Genomic DNA, 16,278 nt, shown 5'->3' on the forward strand with positions numbered 1-16,278 from the left:
AGCAATTCCTTCTTAAAATATAAATCCCATTTGGTTTGCACAGGATCAATCAATCCTCTATTTGTTTCTTCGCTATATTTCTTATGTTTGATTTATTATTCGAATTAAACAATTAATTAAAAGTAAAATTAAAGGCTTTGTGAAAACCATATATTTATCTACAAATACAATCAAAACTGAGAAGGGAGATGTAGAGAATTTTATGGTTACTGTTAACTTTCCAAATCAATTAAAAACAAATTATGGGCCCAAACTCGATGTGAAATTGGATACTAAAGGAAGTGCCGAAATTGTCACTAATGATAGAAGACTAATAGAACGATTTTTTGATAATTTGAAATACGCTGTAAAAAAATAATATTTACTTTAGTCTATAATTTTTATACCATGAAAAAATTCGCTTACTTGATTATTGCCCTGTTAATTTCTACAACTGCCTTTGCCCAAAAAACATCGAACAAGCAAAAAAAGCAGAGCACCTCTTTAAAAACTCGGTTTTTTGTCGACGAAAAGGAGGCCGACCATCTAGTTGCAAAATTAATAGACCCTAAGAATTACGCCTCAATGGGAATATCTGGTATTTCGCCAGGTGATATCGCAAATAATAGACCAATTGGAAACAAACAAAAGACACTTAGAATGGTGACAAAGCCAAATGCTAAATTCATGAACTTAGATCAATTCTTCGAACACTATAAAGTACCAGTTGCGAATCAACAAATAATTAAAGTAAATGGAGATTTACTATCCATTAGAGAAAATTTTCTAGCAAATGAAAATAGGATTGGCAAGGTAGAGCTAAATACAGATAATGAGGGCAAGCCATATGTAAACATTATCTCTAAAGTGCCTGATTATGCTAAAAATCCTAACTAAATTAGCGGTCGCTAATTTTTAGTATGAACCCACACTTTCAATCCATTGCCTCGGCCCTTACCGTCTCTATCAAACAAGTTAGTGCAACATTAGCTTTGTTAGATGAAGGCGCTACCATTCCTTTCATTTCTCGCTATCGTAAAGAAGTAACTGGAAGTTTAGACGAGGTACAGGTCGCCGCCATTAGAGATTTAGCCCAACAACTCCGTGAACTCGATAAACGTAGAGAAGCCATCTTAAAATCCTTAACCGAATTAGACAAGTTAACATCCGAACTCGAAAAGAAAATAAATGAAGCGGAAACAATTACCGCTTTAGAAGATATTTATTTGCCTTTTAAGCCAAAGCGCAAAACCAGAGCCTCGGTAGCTAAAGAGAAAGGACTGGAGCCCCTAGCCTTGCGTATTTTAGCGCAAAGTAGGATAGATCCTGAGCAAGAAGCATCAACCTATGTTAATGATAAAAAAGGAGTAGGCAGCACCAGTGAAGCCCTAGCTGGTGCGAGAGATATTATCGCTGAAATGATCAGCGAAAATACAGAGGCTCGGACGAAAATGCGTCACCACTTTACCCAAAAGGCCACCTATAAAACAACTTTAATTAAAGGCAAAGAAGAAGCAGGCATAAAATATAAAGATTACTTCGAATGGGAAGAACCTGCTAAAAATGCACCGTCTCACCGCGTACTGGCCATGCTAAGGGGGGAGCAAGAAGGTTTTTTAAAACTAAATGTGCTTCCAGCAGATGAAGATGCGATCGCTTTATTAGAAAATCAATTTCTTACCGCCAAAAATGCTGCGGCAGATCAGGTACAACTGGCAATTATCGATGGCTATAAACGCTTGCTTCGCCCTGCAATGGAAACCGAATTGAGAGCAACGATCAAACAAAAGGCTGATGAAGAAGCCATAAAAGTATTTGCCGAAAATGCCCGTCAACTCTTGTTAGCCGCTCCAATGGGACAAAAAAATGTCTTAGCGATCGACCCAGGTTTTAGAACAGGCTGCAAAGTAGTTTGTCTGGATAAACAGGGAAAATTACTTGAAAATGCCACCATTTATCCGCATACTGGCCAAGGTAACGTTAAGGATGCCGAATGGCAATTAGTGAAGCTTTGTGAAAAATATGATATAGAGGCCATCGCAATAGGCAATGGTACGGCGGGACGAGAAACTGAAGCCTTTGTGCGCAAGCTTAAAATACCAAATGTGCTGGTGGTAATGGTAAACGAAAGTGGGGCATCAATCTACTCTGCATCGCCCTTGGCGAGAGAAGAATTTCCAACGCACGACATTACGGTTAGGGGCGCTGTTTCTATTGGCCGCCGATTAATGGATCCTTTAGCCGAATTGGTGAAAATTGATCCAAAATCTATTGGCGTTGGGCAGTATCAACACGATGTAGATCAAGGTAAACTCCAACAGAGCTTAGACGATACCGTGATGAGTTGCGTAAATGCAGTTGGCGTTGAGCTTAACACAGCGTCTAAACAAGTCTTAGCCTATGTTTCAGGCTTGGGCGATACCTTGGCTCAAAATATCATTAATTATCGCAATACTCATGGTGCTTTTAAAAATCGTGAAAGTTTAAAGAAAGTGCCCCGTTTGGGCGACAAAGCTTTTGAGCAAGCCGCAGGGTTTTTGCGTATTCGCGATGCAAAACTGGCATTAGATCGTAGCGGCGTGCACCCTGAACGCTACGAGTTGGTTAACCAAATGGCAAAAGATTTAGGTTGTACAATTGATGAGTTGATGAAAGACCTACAACTGCAAAAGCAGATTAATCTACAACGCTATGTAAGCACTAGCGTCGGATTGCCAACGTTAAACGATATTGTAAAAGAACTGGCAAAACCTGGTCGCGATCCGCGAGAGCAATTCGAAGCCTTTAGCTTTGCCGAAGGTATAAATGCAATCGAAGATTTAAAAGCAGGAATGAAACTGGCAGGCATTGTAACCAACATTACTAATTTCGGCGCTTTTGTTGATATTGGCGTGCATCAAGACGGACTGGTACACACTAGCCAAATGGCTAACCGCTATGTAGCTAACCCTAACGAAGTAGTGAAGGTAAGCCAAGTGGTACAGGTAACCGTGGTTGAGGTTGATGTGGCAAGAAAGAGGATTTCGTTAACGATGAAAGGTGATGAAAGCCCTAAGTCTGGAGTCAGAAGCCGCCCTGACTCTAAAGTCCCAAGTCCGAAAGCGGTAACGCCAAAACCAACACAACAACCTAAAAAAGAAGTTGAGGGCGATTTGCAAACCAAGCTGGAAGTGTTGAAGAATAGGTTTAAGTAAGAATTTTGAGCAAAGAACAAGGACAGACCGTCATATCAAGCGAGCATAACGACGAGATATCTATCGAATAATCCTAACAGATCTCTCCTTCCGTCTAGGTGACGGATGTGCTAACCTCTACAACTCAATCTGCCTTTTAATACTTTCTTCCAAAGAAATCAACGTTTCTGTGCGCTGTATCCCTTTCACAGCTTGTATCTCTTCGTTTAAAACATGACGAAGGTGGTCGGTATCGCGACAGGTAATTTTGGCGAACATGCTATACGACCCAGTGGTGTAATGTAACTCTACTACTTCCTTTATATTGCTAAGCTGTTCTACGGCATCTTTGTAGAGCGATCCTTTTTCTAAATAAATACCTAAAAAGGCAGTAATGTCAAATCCAGCTTTTTTAGGGTCGATGATGAGGTGAGAACCTTTAATAATTCCCATATCGGCTAATTTCTTCATCCGAACGTGAACGGTTCCGCCCGAAATGATCAATTCTTTGGCAATTTCGGTGTAAGGTTTAGTCGCATCGTTCATCAACTGTGTTAAAATCTGAATATCCAGGTTGTCAATTTCTAAATTTTGAGTTTCTTTTTTGAGCATAAATTTTGTTATTTCTAATGATTATCTAATATAATTACAATTATCATAAAAATAAAATAAAATGATTAAAATATTTGCAACATATTTAGTATTTGTCTTATGTTTGTATCAACGAACTAGTCCAAAGTCGTAAGTTGGTAGTCCGAAGTCTAAATTAGACTAAAGACTAATAACTGGAGACCTAAGACTATAAATAATGTAGGGTGGTGAAATTGGCAGACACACCTCCTTGTCTCGGTGGTAGAGGAAATGGGAAATCCGGCAACGGTACAACCACTCTATGAAGGTTCGACTCCTTCCCCTACAGCTTCGTTAGTTTTGAGTAGTGAGTTTGGAGTTTTGAGGCTCCGAACTCCCAACTTAAAACTCCGAACTAAAAAATGTTGGGTGGTGAAATTGGCAGACACACCTCCTTGTCTCGGTGGTGGGGATCATGGGACAAACGCAATTTATGGGTTGACCACAAATTAATTTTGAATTGCAGCTAACTACCCCTTGAAGGTTCGACTCCTTCCCCAACAGCCAGTTTTATAAATAATAAGTTAGTTAAAAAGAAAAGCGACCCGGATAGGTCGCTTTCTTCTTTTTATTTTATCCCATATTTATCGCTAAACTTCTTATCCAACTGCTTGTGCAAGTTATCTAGGTTAATTGATCGGCCTTGGATAAAGGCTTCTTCAACTTTGTTGCCGATCATATCTAAAGCATCGCCAGCCGAGATAAAGAAGGTTGCGTCTTTTCCAATCGCTAAACTACCTGTAGTTTTATCAATCCCCATTGCTTTAGCAGCATTTAAGGTAATGGTTTTAAGCGCATCTTCTTTAGTCATGCCCCATGCAGAAGCAGTACCAGCCATAAAAGGCAAATTGCGTTGTCTCCAAAAACCATCACCACCATCAAAGCTAATCACAACCGTAACGCCAGCATTGCTTAAGCGAGCAACATTTTTGTACGGCATATTTACATCGTCATCAGCACTGTTAGGCAATGATTGTGGCTTTTTAACCACTATAATGATATTATTAGCTTTCAAGAAATCAGTTAACAAGTAGGCATCATCCCCACCTACAATTATAGGTGTAATGCCGAATTTTTTAGCAAAATTAACTGCGCCAACAATTTCTTTCTGTCCGTCGGCGTTGATAAATAATTTCTGTGTCCCATTAAATAATCCCTTCATTGCTGCCAAACGCGTATTCGTAACCGCAGGAGTAGTTTCTTGATATAGCTTAGCTTCAGTAAAGAACTTGTTTAATTCGGCAATGGCATTATTGGTTCGTTCGTTAGGATCAACTGCTGCACCGGCTGCTGCCCCGCCAAATCTACTGAAACCAAAACCACCTCTGCCTCTAGGTGCAGTAGGCCAAGTCATGTGCATGGCATCTTCCTTTTTTATTGCAGCATCCTCCCAATTCCAAGCATCTAGTTGAACCACCGAAGAGCTTCCAGAAATGGTTCCCCCTTGTGGGGTAATCTGAGCCATCAAAATACCATTGCTACGTAAAGTTGCGGGCACTTTAGAGTCTGTATTGTAAGCAATTAATGCGCGAATGTGCGCATTGTTTTCTCCCAATTCGTCATCATCAATTGTTGCTTTAACCGATTCGACCTCAATTAAACCCAAATTGGTAACGGGAGCAATAAAACCTGGGTAAATATGTTTCCCTGTTGCTGTAATAACCTTTGCATCTGTAAGTGCAAACTTTACTACGGTAGCATCACCAATACCGGTAATTTTACCCTTATCGAATGTGATGTATCCGTTAGGGATAACTGCACCATCGCCAGTATGAATGGTTGCCCCCATTACAATAATTTTTTGGCTTTGGGGCTTTGCCGGAGAAATATTTGCTTGTCCGAAAGCTAAACTTACCGAAGCAACGATTGCAATAGCGGTACTTATATACTTATTCATGATTGTGTTCTCCTTCCATTTCCATTTGATTTGCTTCGGCCCAATAATCTTCCAGGTATTCGCAATAATATAAACGAGGTGGTCTTTCGCCAAAAGGACGTTGCGTACGTGCACCTGCATTTTTGCTTTCTAACAATTTTTGGATAATTCGTGCTTTTTCTGCTTTCTGTGCCGTTTGCTGCAATGCATCACGGTCCATATCCCAATAGGCAATACCGTCTACAAATGTTTTTTCTGCTTTTGCATAGATAGAAAGTGGGTTGGCCGACCAAACTACCACATCGGCATCTTTACCTGGTTTTAAACTACCTACTTTATTGTCGATGTGCAACATTTTGGCAGGGTTTAAGGTAACCAATTTTAATGCTTCCACTTCGGGCACGCCACCGTATAGTACCGATTTACCCGCTTCTTGATTTAAGTGACGAGCCATTTCCGCATCATCAGAGTTAAACGCAGTTGTGATTCCTACATTATGCATAATTTTTCCGTTATAGGGGATTGCTTCTTGAACCTCCATTTTATAGGCCCACCAATCTGAAAATGTAGAAGCAGCAATACCATGCGCTTTCATCTTATCCGCTACTTTGTAACCTTCTAAAATGTGGGTGAAGGTATTAATTTTGAAACCTAAGCTATCCGCAACATGGATAAGCATGTTAATTTCGCTTTGTACGTAAGAGTGACAGGTAATGAAACGTTTGTTGTTTAGAATCTCAACTAATGCATCTAATTCTAAATCTCTGCGTACATTATTGCCTTTAACAGCCAATGCTTTTTCGTAATCTTTAGCACGTGTAAAGGCATCAACAAAAGTTTGCTCAACACCCATACGGGTTGATGGGAAACGCTGATTGTTTGACGAAGAACTTTGTTTCACGTTCTCGCCCAAAGCAAATTTGATGAACCCATCGGCACCAGCAAATTTTAATTCTTCTGGCAATTTACCCCAACGGAGTTTAATTAATTGGCTTTGTCCACCAATCGGATTTGCAGAACCATGTAAAATCTGAGAAGAAGTTACACCACCAGCCAACTGGCGATAAATGTTTACATCTTCTGAGTTAATAATATCGCCAATGCGAACCTCTGCTGAAACAGATTGTGCGCCCTCGTTAATACCACCGCTACCAGCAATATGCGAATGCTCGTCGATTAAGCCAGCGGTAATGTGTTTTCCAGTTGCATCAATCACTTTTGCAGAGCCAGCCGAAAGATTTTTGCCTACAGCTTTAATTTTTCCGCCTTCTAAAAGTACGTCAGCATTTTCTAATATCCCTTCCTTTTCGTTAGTCCACACCGTGGCATTTTTAAGCAATACCGTTTCAAGCACAGGAGCTTTAGCTGTGCCAAATGAAATGAATGGATAAATAATTGGACCCATGGTAACTGCTGGTTTTGCAGGTTCATCGCGTTTTGGCATTTCTTTAGCCGCCTCCTTAAATGTGCCGTTCCAATGGCCAGCTGCAATCGAATTCACTACTACATCGCCACTAAAAGCCACAGGAGCAGCACTTGTTAAAAATCCACTTAAGCGAACATCGCCTACTGGATTTTTTCTTAAGTTAAAATGTATGTTTACCCAGTCGCCCGTACGTGTAAATGTAGCATTTACTTTTACGCTATCCGCACCTAAACGCTCAATGGCTGCGGTAGGTGCAGTTGCTGTTCCTGCTATTCTTAATACAGTAGAACCAATTCCATCGATGTTTACCGAGTAGGTGCCACGTAAATCGGTTATATCCATTTTACTGATTACAAAGCGTTTACCCTGTACCCAGTTTTCGAAAATAATGTTTCCGGTTTTAAAGATGTTATCTGAAGTAATTAAGAAGTTAGCCAATTTGCCTTTTTCTATCGAACCTACTTTATCGCTAATCCCAAGTATCGAAGCGGGAATTTCGGTAACCGAAAGTAAAGCTTGTTTCTCGGTTAATCCATTGGCAATTGCTTGTTGAATGTTAGCCCAAAATGCATTTGGAGCATCTAATCCGAAAGTGGTTAAAGCGAATTTAATCCCTGCTTTTTCGAGTGCACCAGGATTAGTAGGAGCTAGTTCCCAACCTTTTAATTGCGCTAAACTTAAATTTCTTGCTTCAGTAGGATCCTCAACATCGAACGCTTTCGGGAAGTTAATTGGAATAATTAAGGTCGCGCCTGTTGCTTTAACGGCGTCAATACGTTGATATTCATCGCCATTGGATTTAATGACATACGTTTTCCCAAATTCTTTAGCCACTTTATCGGCACGCAAAATATTTGCCCATCCATCTGCCTCAAAAAGCTGGGGAAGCGTTTGTTGTTTATTAAATTGATCTAAAGAAATGTTATACTCTTCTTTTTGGTTTTTATACCAGTTTGCATCTAAATAGGTCTGGCGTAGTAATGCAATCGAACCCATTAGCGAAGAAGGATAATCGTTACTCGATGTTCCTCTGTTAAATGAATAATTTGCTGCGCTTTGATCGTTCAGCATCACTTCATTTTCTCTGCCATCGTTTAGGGTCACAGCAGCAGAAGTTCCACGGGCAATTCCGTCTCTGCTAATGGCATTTACGCTACCAAAACCGGCTTTGCGCAAATCATCAGCTTTTTTGGTATCGATGGCAAAAATGTTTCTCACTTCGGTTTCAGAACGGATACTCTCGTTCCATCCATAGGCGCCCTTTTTATTTGATGTAAAAACAGATTGTCTGTTTCCAAATCCGCCTGCAGGCATAGCACGTACAGCCTCAGGAATTCCGTAAGAAGTAAAAGCATCAATAAGCGAAGGATAAATGTATTTTCCTTTTAAGTCGATCACTACATATCCTTTGGGGATTGCTGTTCCGGTACCAACCGATTGGATGGTTTTGTCTTTAACTAGTAACACTCCGTTACTAATGGTTTGGTTGGCATTTACTACAATGGTTGCATTGATAAACGCATACTGTATAGGTCTAATATCATAAGAGCCGTTAACGGGATACGTTTGCTGGGCAAACAACAATGTAGTAGAAAATACCAGCGCGAGCGCAAGTAGAATTCTCTTCATAAAATTTTAGTTAGTTGATTATGTGTTAAATCTATTGATAAATAAAGATTTATTATATATCTAACTGTTATTTTACAACATTTTTAATCATTTTATCATTACGTCTATTTATTTGCTATTTTTGGACTAAATAAAAAACCATGAATACTTACGAAATCTTAAAAAATGCACACTCAGGTTGGAGATATATTGTTATTATCTTGTTGTTTGTAGCTATAATTCAAGCGTTGTTGGGGTGGACTGGCGATAAGCCTTATACTTCTAGGCATAGAAAATTAAATGTGTTTACCTTAATTAGTGCGCATATTCAGTTGTTATTTGGCTTAGTGTTGTATTTTTTAAGTCCGCTAACCAAGTTGCCAGCTGCCGATGCCATTGGTAGGTATTGGAAGATGGAGCACGTTAGCTTGATGATTTTGGCTGTAATTTTAATCACCATCGGAAATGCGCAGTCTAAAAAGATTACCGACGAGAAGGGGAAACATAGAACCATAGCTGTATATTTTGGCCTTGCATTTTTACTTATTGTTGGGGCCATTTTTATGATGATTATGGCAGATCCGAGTAGGACTTGGTACTAAACTCAAATAATTTCCTAAAATATTTTGATTACTTAACTTTTTGTATATTTTTGCTACTCAATGATTAACAATATCCATACATGGCAATGGCGTGGTAATTCTAACAAGAGTTATGTCGAAGCTTTGTGCACCTTATAGTTTATCAACCTAAACCTTAAAAACCACTAAAAAACCCGACGTAACCACACGCCGGGTTTTTTGTTTAATACCCTTTAGATCGCTCACTATCGTTCGAGATGATACAGAATTGAATAGAATGCGGAGGATTGAAAAAGAGGATAGAAAATAGAAGAAAGAATGAATACATATAAAATACACACACACAGCAAAAAGCGACTAGCAGATACCACTACACCGGTAAGTATATACCTCCGCTTGCGCGATGTTTTTCCGAATACCATTTTGCTCGAAAGTTCCGATTACCATAGCCGCGAAAACGCTACCAGCTACGTGTGCGCTGAGCCTGTTGCAGGTATTATTTTAAAAGACGGGATATTAACTACCTATTTTCCCGATGGTAGTAAGGAAAGTAAAACACAATTTGTGCTTACTGAGGAAATCGCAGCCTTTAAAGCACGATTCGAACTGCATAATCATGTAAAGGAAAAACATATTTCTACCGGATTATTCGGCTATTTTACGTGGAATGCCATTCCTCATTTCGAGGATATTAGCTTTACATCCACCACACCAAATGAGGATAAAATTCCAGTAATGCAATATCATATTTACAGATACATTATTGCGATAGACCATTTTAAAAACGAAGTTACGCTTTCGAAGAACGTATTTAATGGCGACGAGGGAGAAGATTTGACAAAGATGGAATACCTTATCCAGAACAAAAATTTCCCAGAATATAGCTTTAAAACAAAAGAGACCGAACGGTCTAATTTAACAGATGAGGGCTTTATGGAAATGGTAGAACAATTAAAAACACACATTTACCGTGGCGATGTTTTTCAAATTGTACCTTCAAGGGCTTTTAGCCAGGGATTTTTAGGAGATGAATTTAATGTATATCGCTGCTTGCGCTCTATTAACCCATCACCATACCTGTTTTATTTCGATTATGGAAGCTTTAAACTCTTTGGGTCTTCGCCAGAAGCACAGATTACCATTGACAATAACGTTGCAAATATTTTCCCAATTGCTGGCACATTTAAGCGAACGGGTAACGACGAAGAGGATGTCGCTTTAGCAAAGAAACTTGAAGAAGATCCGAAAGAAAGTGCTGAGCACGTTATGCTGGTAGATTTAGCTCGAAACGATTTAAGTAGGCATTGTAATGCAGTCGCCGTAAAATCATTTAAGGAAGTCCAGTATTACTCGCATTTAATTCACTTGGTTTCTAAAGTAAGTGGAAATTTACAAGAGGGAGTAAGTGCGTTTAAAGTGGTGGCCGATACGTATCCTGCTGGTACATTGAGTGGAGCTCCGAAATACAAAGCCATGCAATTAATCGATCAATATGAACAATTAGGCCGAAATTTTTACGCAGGAGCCATTGGCTATATGGGTTTTAACAACGATTTTAATCACGCCATCATGATCAGAACCTTTATGAGTAAAAACAATTTCTTGCATTACCGTGCTGGAGCTGGAATTGTGGCCGATTCAGTCGCAGAAAGTGAATTGAATGAAGTGAATAACAAAATTGCGGCTTTGCGTAAAGCAATTGAAATGGCCTGTGAGCTGTAGAGTTGGGAAAAAGGGATATACAAGTTAGCAAATAAAGATGAATAAGAATACCGTTTTAGTAATCGACAATTACGATAGTTTTACCTATAATTTAGTGCATTTGATAAATGAACTGGGCTTTGAAGCCGAAGTTTGGCGTAATGATAAGTTTAAATTAGAAGATGTTGCGGCGTACGATAAAATTTTACTTTCTCCTGGTCCTGGCATCCCCGAAGAGGCAGGTTTATTGTTGGAAGTGATTAAAACCTATGCGTCTAAGAAAAGCATAATGGGCGTTTGTTTAGGTCAACAAGCCATTGCCGAAGCGTTTGGTGGGACTTTGCTTAATTTAGGCAGGCCAATGCACGGCATTGCAACACCCATAACGATATTAGATACGTCGGAATTAATCTTTAAAGATTGTCCCGATTTAATTGAAGTTGGACGGTACCATTCGTGGGTGGTTAATCCGGCCGATTTACCGAGTAGTTTAAAGGTTACCGCTCTAGATGGTGATGGACAAATAATGGCTCTTCGTCATGAAAAATACGATGTTTGTGGCGTGCAGTTTCACCCAGAAAGTGTACTTACCCCTAATGGCAAACAAATGATGAAGAATTGGGTGGAAAATTAATAAGCAGAAGCAAAGGAAAACATGTCAATTTTAGATAAAATCGTAATTCGCAAGAAGGAAGAAGTTGCGCTTGCTAAGCAAAGCGTTAGCATTAAGCAATTAGAGGCGGCGCCAAATTTTAATAGAACCCCTTTAGTTTTTAGCGATTTCTTATTGGATGCAAACCGCACTGGGATTATCTCTGAATTTAAAAGACGTTCGCCATCAAAAGGGTTGATCAATGGAATTGCTGATGTAGCAACAGTTACTCAAGCTTATACTGCTGCAGGTGCTTCGGCTTTGTCGGTATTAACCGATACCGATTTTTTTGGCGGGAAGGCCGATGATTTAATAGCAGCGAGAACGGTGAACCAAATTCCGATTTTGCGGAAAGATTTTATGATTGATGAGTACCAGATTTTGGAGGCAAAAGCCTTGGGAGCCGATCTGATTTTATTGATTGCATCGATATTAACGCCACAAGAAATTGCTAGCTATGGAAAATTTGCACAAAGCTTAGGCTTAAGTGTTTTGTTAGAGGTACACGATTTAGCAGAGTTAGAGCGAAGTATTTGTTCGCATTTGAACGCTATTGGCGTAAATAACAGAAATCTTGGCGATTTTACCGTAAATATTCAAACTTCATTTGATCTTGTCGATAAAATTCCAAACGAATTTTTAAAGATTTCTGAAAGTGCAATCGACAATCCAGAAATAATTAAACAATTAAAAGCAGTTGGCTACAATGGCTTTTTAATTGGTGAGAATTTTATGAAAACTGAAGATCCTGGACAAGCGATTAGGGATTTTGTGAGTAAGCTTTAGCGTTGTTAAATGTATACGTTAGGCCTAGATTAACATTTGAATAAAGAGATAACGGCCTCGAACTATTCCTATTTTGGGCTTCGGACGATATTAAACCACTGTAATTCAAATTTGGAAGAATAAAAACACCCAAGTTATTTTTAAAATGATATTGCCCACCTAAACCTAAGCTGGCGCCCAAGCCAGCATAATTATTTTGGCCATAAAATTTACTGCTACTTATCCCAACATCTATCGATAGACCATAATTTAAGAATATGTATTTTCCAAATGTGTGACGTAACTTAACCAACACATTCAGAAGATTGTCTTCATCGTTTATGCTGTTATCTTCATTTTTATACTGAGAATAGCTTAACCCAGTTTCTATAAATAAGTGCTTATTTGTTTGATATAAATAGCCAAAACCAAACGTTTTTAAGGGTTTAATTTCTTCTTTAAAAATGACGCAACCACAACCAACTCCGCCACTACTTTCTTTATCACGAAAGGAAATGGGTTGCCCAAATCCATAATTGATTGAGAATATTTTTTTATGCTCTTGACCATTACAAATCATCACCAAAAAGAGAAAGGGAAAAACAAGAATTTTTTTCATATTTATGGCTAGGTTAGCTGTAAGTTATACGTAAAAATTGATGAAACGTTACAGTTCGTTCTCAGTTTATAGTTTCCAATTATCTTAAACCTTGCTTTGTGCTCTCCGTGTAAAACTCACTTTGCGATAAAGTTAACAAACCATAAATCATTTCCTCTGTTTTAATCTTCGTATATTTGTATCAAAATATGGGAAAACAGAAAACATACGATACTGCGCTTAAACAAGAGCGTGCTGTACTTGTGGGCGTAGTTACACCAGGCGAAAAACCAGAGCAAACGAAAGAATATCTTGATGAGCTGGCCTTTTTAGTCGACACCGCCGGTGGCGCTGTTGAAAAAGTGTTCACACAAAAAATGCTTCGTCCCGATCGGGCAACCTTTGTTGGTACGGGTAAATTGGAAGAAATACAGGCTTATGTAAAGGCCGAAGAAATAGATATGGTGGTGTTCGATGATGAACTTTCACCATCACAATTGCGGAATATTGAACGTGAATTGCAAGTTAAAATCTTAGATCGTAGCAATCTTATTCTCGATATTTTCGCTGGGAGAGCACAAACGGCACAAGCAAAAACACAAGTAGAATTAGCACAACTGCAATATTTATTACCACGCTTAACACGTTTATGGACCCACTTAGAGCGCCAAAAAGGGGGTATTGGGATGCGTGGCCCTGGTGAAACACAAATTGAGAGTGATAGAAGGATGATTTTAGAAAAGATCTCTTTACTAAAAGAACGCTTAAAATTAATCGACCGCCAAAACGAAACGCAACGTAAAAACCGTGGACAATTAATTCGTGTTGCATTGGTTGGCTATACGAATGTAGGCAAGTCTACCATCATGAACATGCTATCAAAATCGGATGTGTTTGCAGAAAATAAACTCTTTGCAACCTTAGATACCACCGTTCGGAAGGTGGTGATTGAAAATTTACCATTTTTACTGTCCGACACCGTTGGGTTTATTAGAAAGTTACCTCACCATTTGGTAGAATGCTTTAAATCTACTTTAGATGAAGTTAGAGAAGCCGATATTTTAATTCATGTGGTAGATGTCTCGCATCCAAATTTTGAAGATCAAATTCACACCGTTAACGAAACGCTAAACGATTTGGGAGCACGGGATAAGGATACCATCATGATTTTTAATAAAATCGACGCCTATGTAACGCCCGAAACAGACGAATATAACGAAGAAGAAATTGCGCCTTTAACCTTGGCCGATTTTAAGAAAAGCTGGATGGCTCACCATAATGCACCTGCTATTTTTATATCCGCTACGCGAAAAGAAAATATAGAAGAATTTAAACAATTACTTTACGATAAGGTTAAAAACATTCATACAAAACGGTATCCTTACGATAAGTTGTTATATTAGGGATTGAAGTAGAGAAGATTTAAGAAGTGAAATCCCTTAATTGGTGAAATCAAATATAAAGAACATGGAAAGTAAAAGACAACAGAAATTTGCGGGATTATTACAGGAAGAACTTGCCGCTATTTTTCAGCGCGAAGGAGCTGCATATTTACCAAATACATTAGTTACCATTACCAAAGTGAGGGTATCGCCAGATTTAGCGGTTGCAAAGGTATACCTCAGCTTTTTAAACACCAATAATACAGGTTTGTCGGTTGCTACCGTAAATTCCCATGCTAGCGAAATTAGATATAAATTAGGTTCTCGCATTCGCCACCAAGCCAGGGTTATTCCAACACTTTCATTTTTCGTAGACGACACCAATGAATATGTAGAGCACATGGATAAAATTTTCGATAAAATAGCGAAAGAGCGAAAAGAAACCGACGAAGAAAGTGAAGAGCAAAACTAGTTATATTCGTGAACCAGGGAACTTCTTTACACATGTTATTCCAGCATTCTTAGCTATTCCTGGGGCATATCTTTTACTCTTAAAAGCGTCGAGCCCCTTTGAATACACAGCCGCTTTAATTTATGGAATTGGAATGTTCGTTCTTTTTAGTGTGAGTTCAATCTACCATAGCCTACCCCGTACACCTTATGGTATTCGGTTTTGGCAAAAATTTGATCACTGTTGTATTTATTTAATGATTGCCGGATCTTTTACCCCTACTGCGCTGTTGGTTTTTGAAGGTAATTTAAGGTGGATTATTTTTGGAATGGTCTGGCTCGTGGCTTTAATTGGCTGTTTACTGAAAATCTTTAATCGATTAAAAAATGGTGCAGTTTCTACGGGACTGTATATTGCTATGGGCTGTTTAGTTATTCCATTTATAAAAAATATGCTCGAAACTTTGCCAATGAGTGCCATATTGTGGTTAATTTTAGGGGGCATATTTTATGTTGGTGGAACTTATTATTATGCAAAAGATAAACCCATGAACCGATTTTTTCATAGCCACGAATTGTGGCACATGTTTGTTAATTTCGGGGCGCTCTCGCATTTTATTTACAATTACGTTTATGTTTTTAAGGGTTAATTAACCTTAAGAAAATTTAGTCCTAATAGATCTTAACTTCGTAATGTTTAAAATAAGCGTATTTAAATTATTTGTATTTATTGATGAATTCACTACAAAAACTGCAAGAATTTTTAACTAATCCGTTAAATAAAATCGGGAAAGTAGTCGATTTTAATCCAGCGACTGATACGTTATTGCCTTTCGATTTTACTGCAGCAAATACCGAATTAACGCCAACGATTTTAAACGATACCGATTCTTTTTCGAACTGGGTCGAGGATAAATTAAATCAAAATAAAGCCAAATATGGCATTGGTGGATACAATGAGCATCGAACCATCTACAGTCGAAGCGAGCATTTCGACGCCAATGAAGAACCTCGGAGACTTCATTTAGGAATAGATATATGGGGGGCAGCAGGCACACCTGTTTATAACTTTTATGAAGCCAAAGTGCATAGTTTTAAGTTTAACGACAACTTCGGCGATTATGGCGCAACTATAATTTTACACTATCAATTAGAGGATGTAGAAGTATTTGGCTTATATGGTCACCTCGATTTAGCATCGCTTGATGGTTTGGCTGAGGGGAAAGTTATCCCAGCAGGGAAACAATTCTGCTGCTTTGGCGTTAGAGAAGAGAACGGCAATTGGCCCCCGCACTTGCATTTTCAACTGATTTTTGATATGGAAGGCTTAAAAGGGGATTACCCTGGAGTTTGTCAGTTTTCTAAAAGAGAAAGTTTTTTGCAGAATTGTGCAGATCCAGCGCTTGTTTTAGCTGCGAACTTTGGCCCAACATTAAATAAAAATACGTAAATTTAAG

General features: G+C 38.7%; 15 protein-coding genes and 2 tRNA genes. 13 read left to right on the forward strand and 4 right to left on the reverse strand.

What is annotated here, in order from left to right:
• Positions 1-139: 139 nt before the first annotated feature.
• From WG904_RS06410 to WG904_RS06420, 3 genes are read left to right on the forward strand one after another with little or no spacing between them, the layout of a single operon-like run.
• Entirely contained in the window at positions 140-358 is a 219-nt protein-coding gene (locus WG904_RS06410) for a hypothetical protein (protein ID WP_339578465.1), read from the forward strand.
• Positions 359-387: 29 nt separating this feature from the next.
• Positions 388-876, forward strand: coding sequence for a hypothetical protein (locus tag WG904_RS06415; RefSeq protein ID WP_339578466.1), 489 nt, complete (start codon positions 388-390; stop codon positions 874-876).
• A 23-nt stretch (positions 877-899) separates the two neighbouring features.
• Positions 900-3,173, forward strand: a complete 2,274-nt coding sequence (locus WG904_RS06420) for a Tex family protein (protein WP_339578467.1) — start codon at positions 900-902, stop codon at positions 3,171-3,173.
• Between the two features lie 117 nt (positions 3,174-3,290).
• On the opposite strand, the gene WG904_RS06425 is transcribed toward WG904_RS06420, so the two are convergent.
• Entirely contained in the window at positions 3,291-3,764 is a 474-nt protein-coding gene (locus WG904_RS06425; protein ID WP_339578468.1) for an Lrp/AsnC ligand binding domain-containing protein, read from the reverse strand.
• A 197-nt stretch (positions 3,765-3,961) separates the two neighbouring features.
• Here WG904_RS06425 and WG904_RS06430 point away from each other — a divergent pair.
• Together WG904_RS06430 and WG904_RS06435 are read left to right on the forward strand one after the other, a co-directional pair.
• Positions 3,962-4,071: transfer RNA gene (locus tag WG904_RS06430), tRNA-Asp, on the forward strand.
• Between the two features lie 74 nt (positions 4,072-4,145).
• Positions 4,146-4,289: transfer RNA gene (locus WG904_RS06435), tRNA-Asp, on the forward strand.
• A 61-nt stretch (positions 4,290-4,350) separates the two neighbouring features.
• Here WG904_RS06435 and WG904_RS06440 read toward each other — a convergent pair.
• Entirely contained in the window at positions 4,351-5,679 is a 1,329-nt protein-coding gene (locus tag WG904_RS06440; RefSeq protein WP_339578469.1) for an amidohydrolase family protein, read from the reverse strand.
• On the reverse strand, positions 5,672-8,713 hold the full coding sequence (locus tag WG904_RS06445) for an amidohydrolase family protein (protein WP_339578470.1): 3,042 nt from the start codon (positions 8,711-8,713) through the stop codon (positions 5,672-5,674). Before WG904_RS06445 ends, WG904_RS06440 begins: the two co-directional genes overlap by 8 nt.
• A 140-nt stretch (positions 8,714-8,853) precedes the next feature.
• On the opposite strand from WG904_RS06445, the gene WG904_RS06450 reads away from it, so the two are divergent.
• The 4 genes from WG904_RS06450 to trpC all read left to right on the forward strand — a co-directional run bounded on the left by WG904_RS06450 (position 8,854) and on the right by trpC (position 12,412).
• Complete coding sequence (locus WG904_RS06450) at positions 8,854-9,294, forward strand: cytochrome B (protein WP_339578471.1); 441 nt, start codon at positions 8,854-8,856, stop codon at positions 9,292-9,294.
• A gap of 297 nt (positions 9,295-9,591) precedes the next feature.
• A complete protein-coding gene (locus WG904_RS06455) occupies positions 9,592-10,995 on the forward strand; it encodes an anthranilate synthase component I family protein (protein ID WP_339578472.1) in 1,404 nt (467 codons plus the stop codon).
• A gap of 37 nt (positions 10,996-11,032) precedes the next feature.
• Entirely contained in the window at positions 11,033-11,608 is a 576-nt protein-coding gene (locus tag WG904_RS06460) for an anthranilate synthase component II (RefSeq protein ID WP_339578473.1), read from the forward strand.
• Positions 11,609-11,629: 21 nt separating this feature from the next.
• Positions 11,630-12,412, forward strand: a complete 783-nt coding sequence (gene trpC, locus WG904_RS06465; RefSeq protein WP_339578474.1) for an indole-3-glycerol phosphate synthase TrpC — start codon at positions 11,630-11,632, stop codon at positions 12,410-12,412.
• Here the strand turns inward: trpC and WG904_RS06470 are convergent.
• Positions 12,387-13,010 carry an outer membrane beta-barrel protein gene (locus WG904_RS06470; RefSeq protein ID WP_339578475.1) on the reverse strand — a complete coding sequence of 208 codons (624 nt, stop codon included), beginning with the start codon at positions 13,008-13,010 and terminating at the stop codon, positions 12,387-12,389. The two genes, trpC and WG904_RS06470, sit on opposite strands and share 26 nt — an antisense overlap.
• Before the next feature lie 188 nt (positions 13,011-13,198).
• Between WG904_RS06470 and hflX the strand changes: the two genes are divergently transcribed.
• From hflX to WG904_RS06490, 4 genes are all read left to right on the forward strand, one after another.
• Positions 13,199-14,392 carry a GTPase HflX gene (gene hflX, locus WG904_RS06475; protein ID WP_339578476.1) on the forward strand — a complete coding sequence of 398 codons (1,194 nt, stop codon included), beginning with the start codon at positions 13,199-13,201 and terminating at the stop codon, positions 14,390-14,392.
• A 64-nt stretch (positions 14,393-14,456) separates the two neighbouring features.
• Positions 14,457-14,843, forward strand: coding sequence for a 30S ribosome-binding factor RbfA (gene rbfA / locus WG904_RS06480; protein ID WP_339578477.1), 387 nt, complete (start codon positions 14,457-14,459; stop codon positions 14,841-14,843).
• Positions 14,827-15,471 carry a PAQR family membrane homeostasis protein TrhA gene (gene trhA, locus WG904_RS06485; protein WP_339578478.1) on the forward strand — a complete coding sequence of 215 codons (645 nt, stop codon included), beginning with the start codon at positions 14,827-14,829 and terminating at the stop codon, positions 15,469-15,471. The genes rbfA and trhA overlap by 17 nt, the downstream gene beginning before the upstream one ends.
• 83 nt (positions 15,472-15,554) lie before the next feature.
• Positions 15,555-16,271 (forward strand): peptidoglycan DD-metalloendopeptidase family protein, encoded by a 717-nt coding sequence (locus WG904_RS06490; protein WP_339578479.1) that lies wholly within the window; start codon positions 15,555-15,557, stop codon positions 16,269-16,271.
• The last annotated feature ends 7 nt before the right edge of the window (positions 16,272-16,278 follow it).

The organism is Pedobacter anseongensis, assembly GCF_037482965.1.
GTDB lineage: Bacteria > Bacteroidota > Bacteroidia > Sphingobacteriales > Sphingobacteriaceae > Pedobacter > Pedobacter anseongensis.

What these genes read in the sequence shown, in the direction of transcription:
- WG904_RS06415 (WP_339578466.1), top strand. Translation starts at nt 388, where the DNA reads ATGAAAAAATTCGCTTACTTGATTATTGCCCTGTTAATTTCTACAACT.
- WG904_RS06420 (WP_339578467.1), top strand. Translation starts at nt 900, where the DNA reads ATGAACCCACACTTTCAATCCATTGCCTCGGCCCTTACCGTCTCTATC.
- WG904_RS06425 (WP_339578468.1), bottom strand. Translation starts at nt 3,764, where the DNA reads ATGCTCAAAAAAGAAACTCAAAATTTAGAAATTGACAACCTGGATATT.
- WG904_RS06440 (WP_339578469.1), bottom strand. Translation starts at nt 5,679, where the DNA reads ATGAATAAGTATATAAGTACCGCTATTGCAATCGTTGCTTCGGTAAGT.
- WG904_RS06445 (WP_339578470.1), bottom strand. Translation starts at nt 8,713, where the DNA reads ATGAAGAGAATTCTACTTGCGCTCGCGCTGGTATTTTCTACTACATTG.
- WG904_RS06450 (WP_339578471.1), top strand. Translation starts at nt 8,854, where the DNA reads ATGAATACTTACGAAATCTTAAAAAATGCACACTCAGGTTGGAGATAT.
- WG904_RS06455 (WP_339578472.1), top strand. Translation starts at nt 9,592, where the DNA reads ATGAATACATATAAAATACACACACACAGCAAAAAGCGACTAGCAGAT.
- WG904_RS06460 (WP_339578473.1), top strand. Translation starts at nt 11,033, where the DNA reads ATGAATAAGAATACCGTTTTAGTAATCGACAATTACGATAGTTTTACC.
- trpC (WP_339578474.1), top strand. Translation starts at nt 11,630, where the DNA reads ATGTCAATTTTAGATAAAATCGTAATTCGCAAGAAGGAAGAAGTTGCG.
- WG904_RS06470 (WP_339578475.1), bottom strand. Translation starts at nt 13,010, where the DNA reads ATGAAAAAAATTCTTGTTTTTCCCTTTCTCTTTTTGGTGATGATTTGT.
- hflX (WP_339578476.1), top strand. Translation starts at nt 13,199, where the DNA reads ATGGGAAAACAGAAAACATACGATACTGCGCTTAAACAAGAGCGTGCT.
- rbfA (WP_339578477.1), top strand. Translation starts at nt 14,457, where the DNA reads ATGGAAAGTAAAAGACAACAGAAATTTGCGGGATTATTACAGGAAGAA.
- WG904_RS06490 (WP_339578479.1), top strand. Translation starts at nt 15,555, where the DNA reads ATGAATTCACTACAAAAACTGCAAGAATTTTTAACTAATCCGTTAAAT.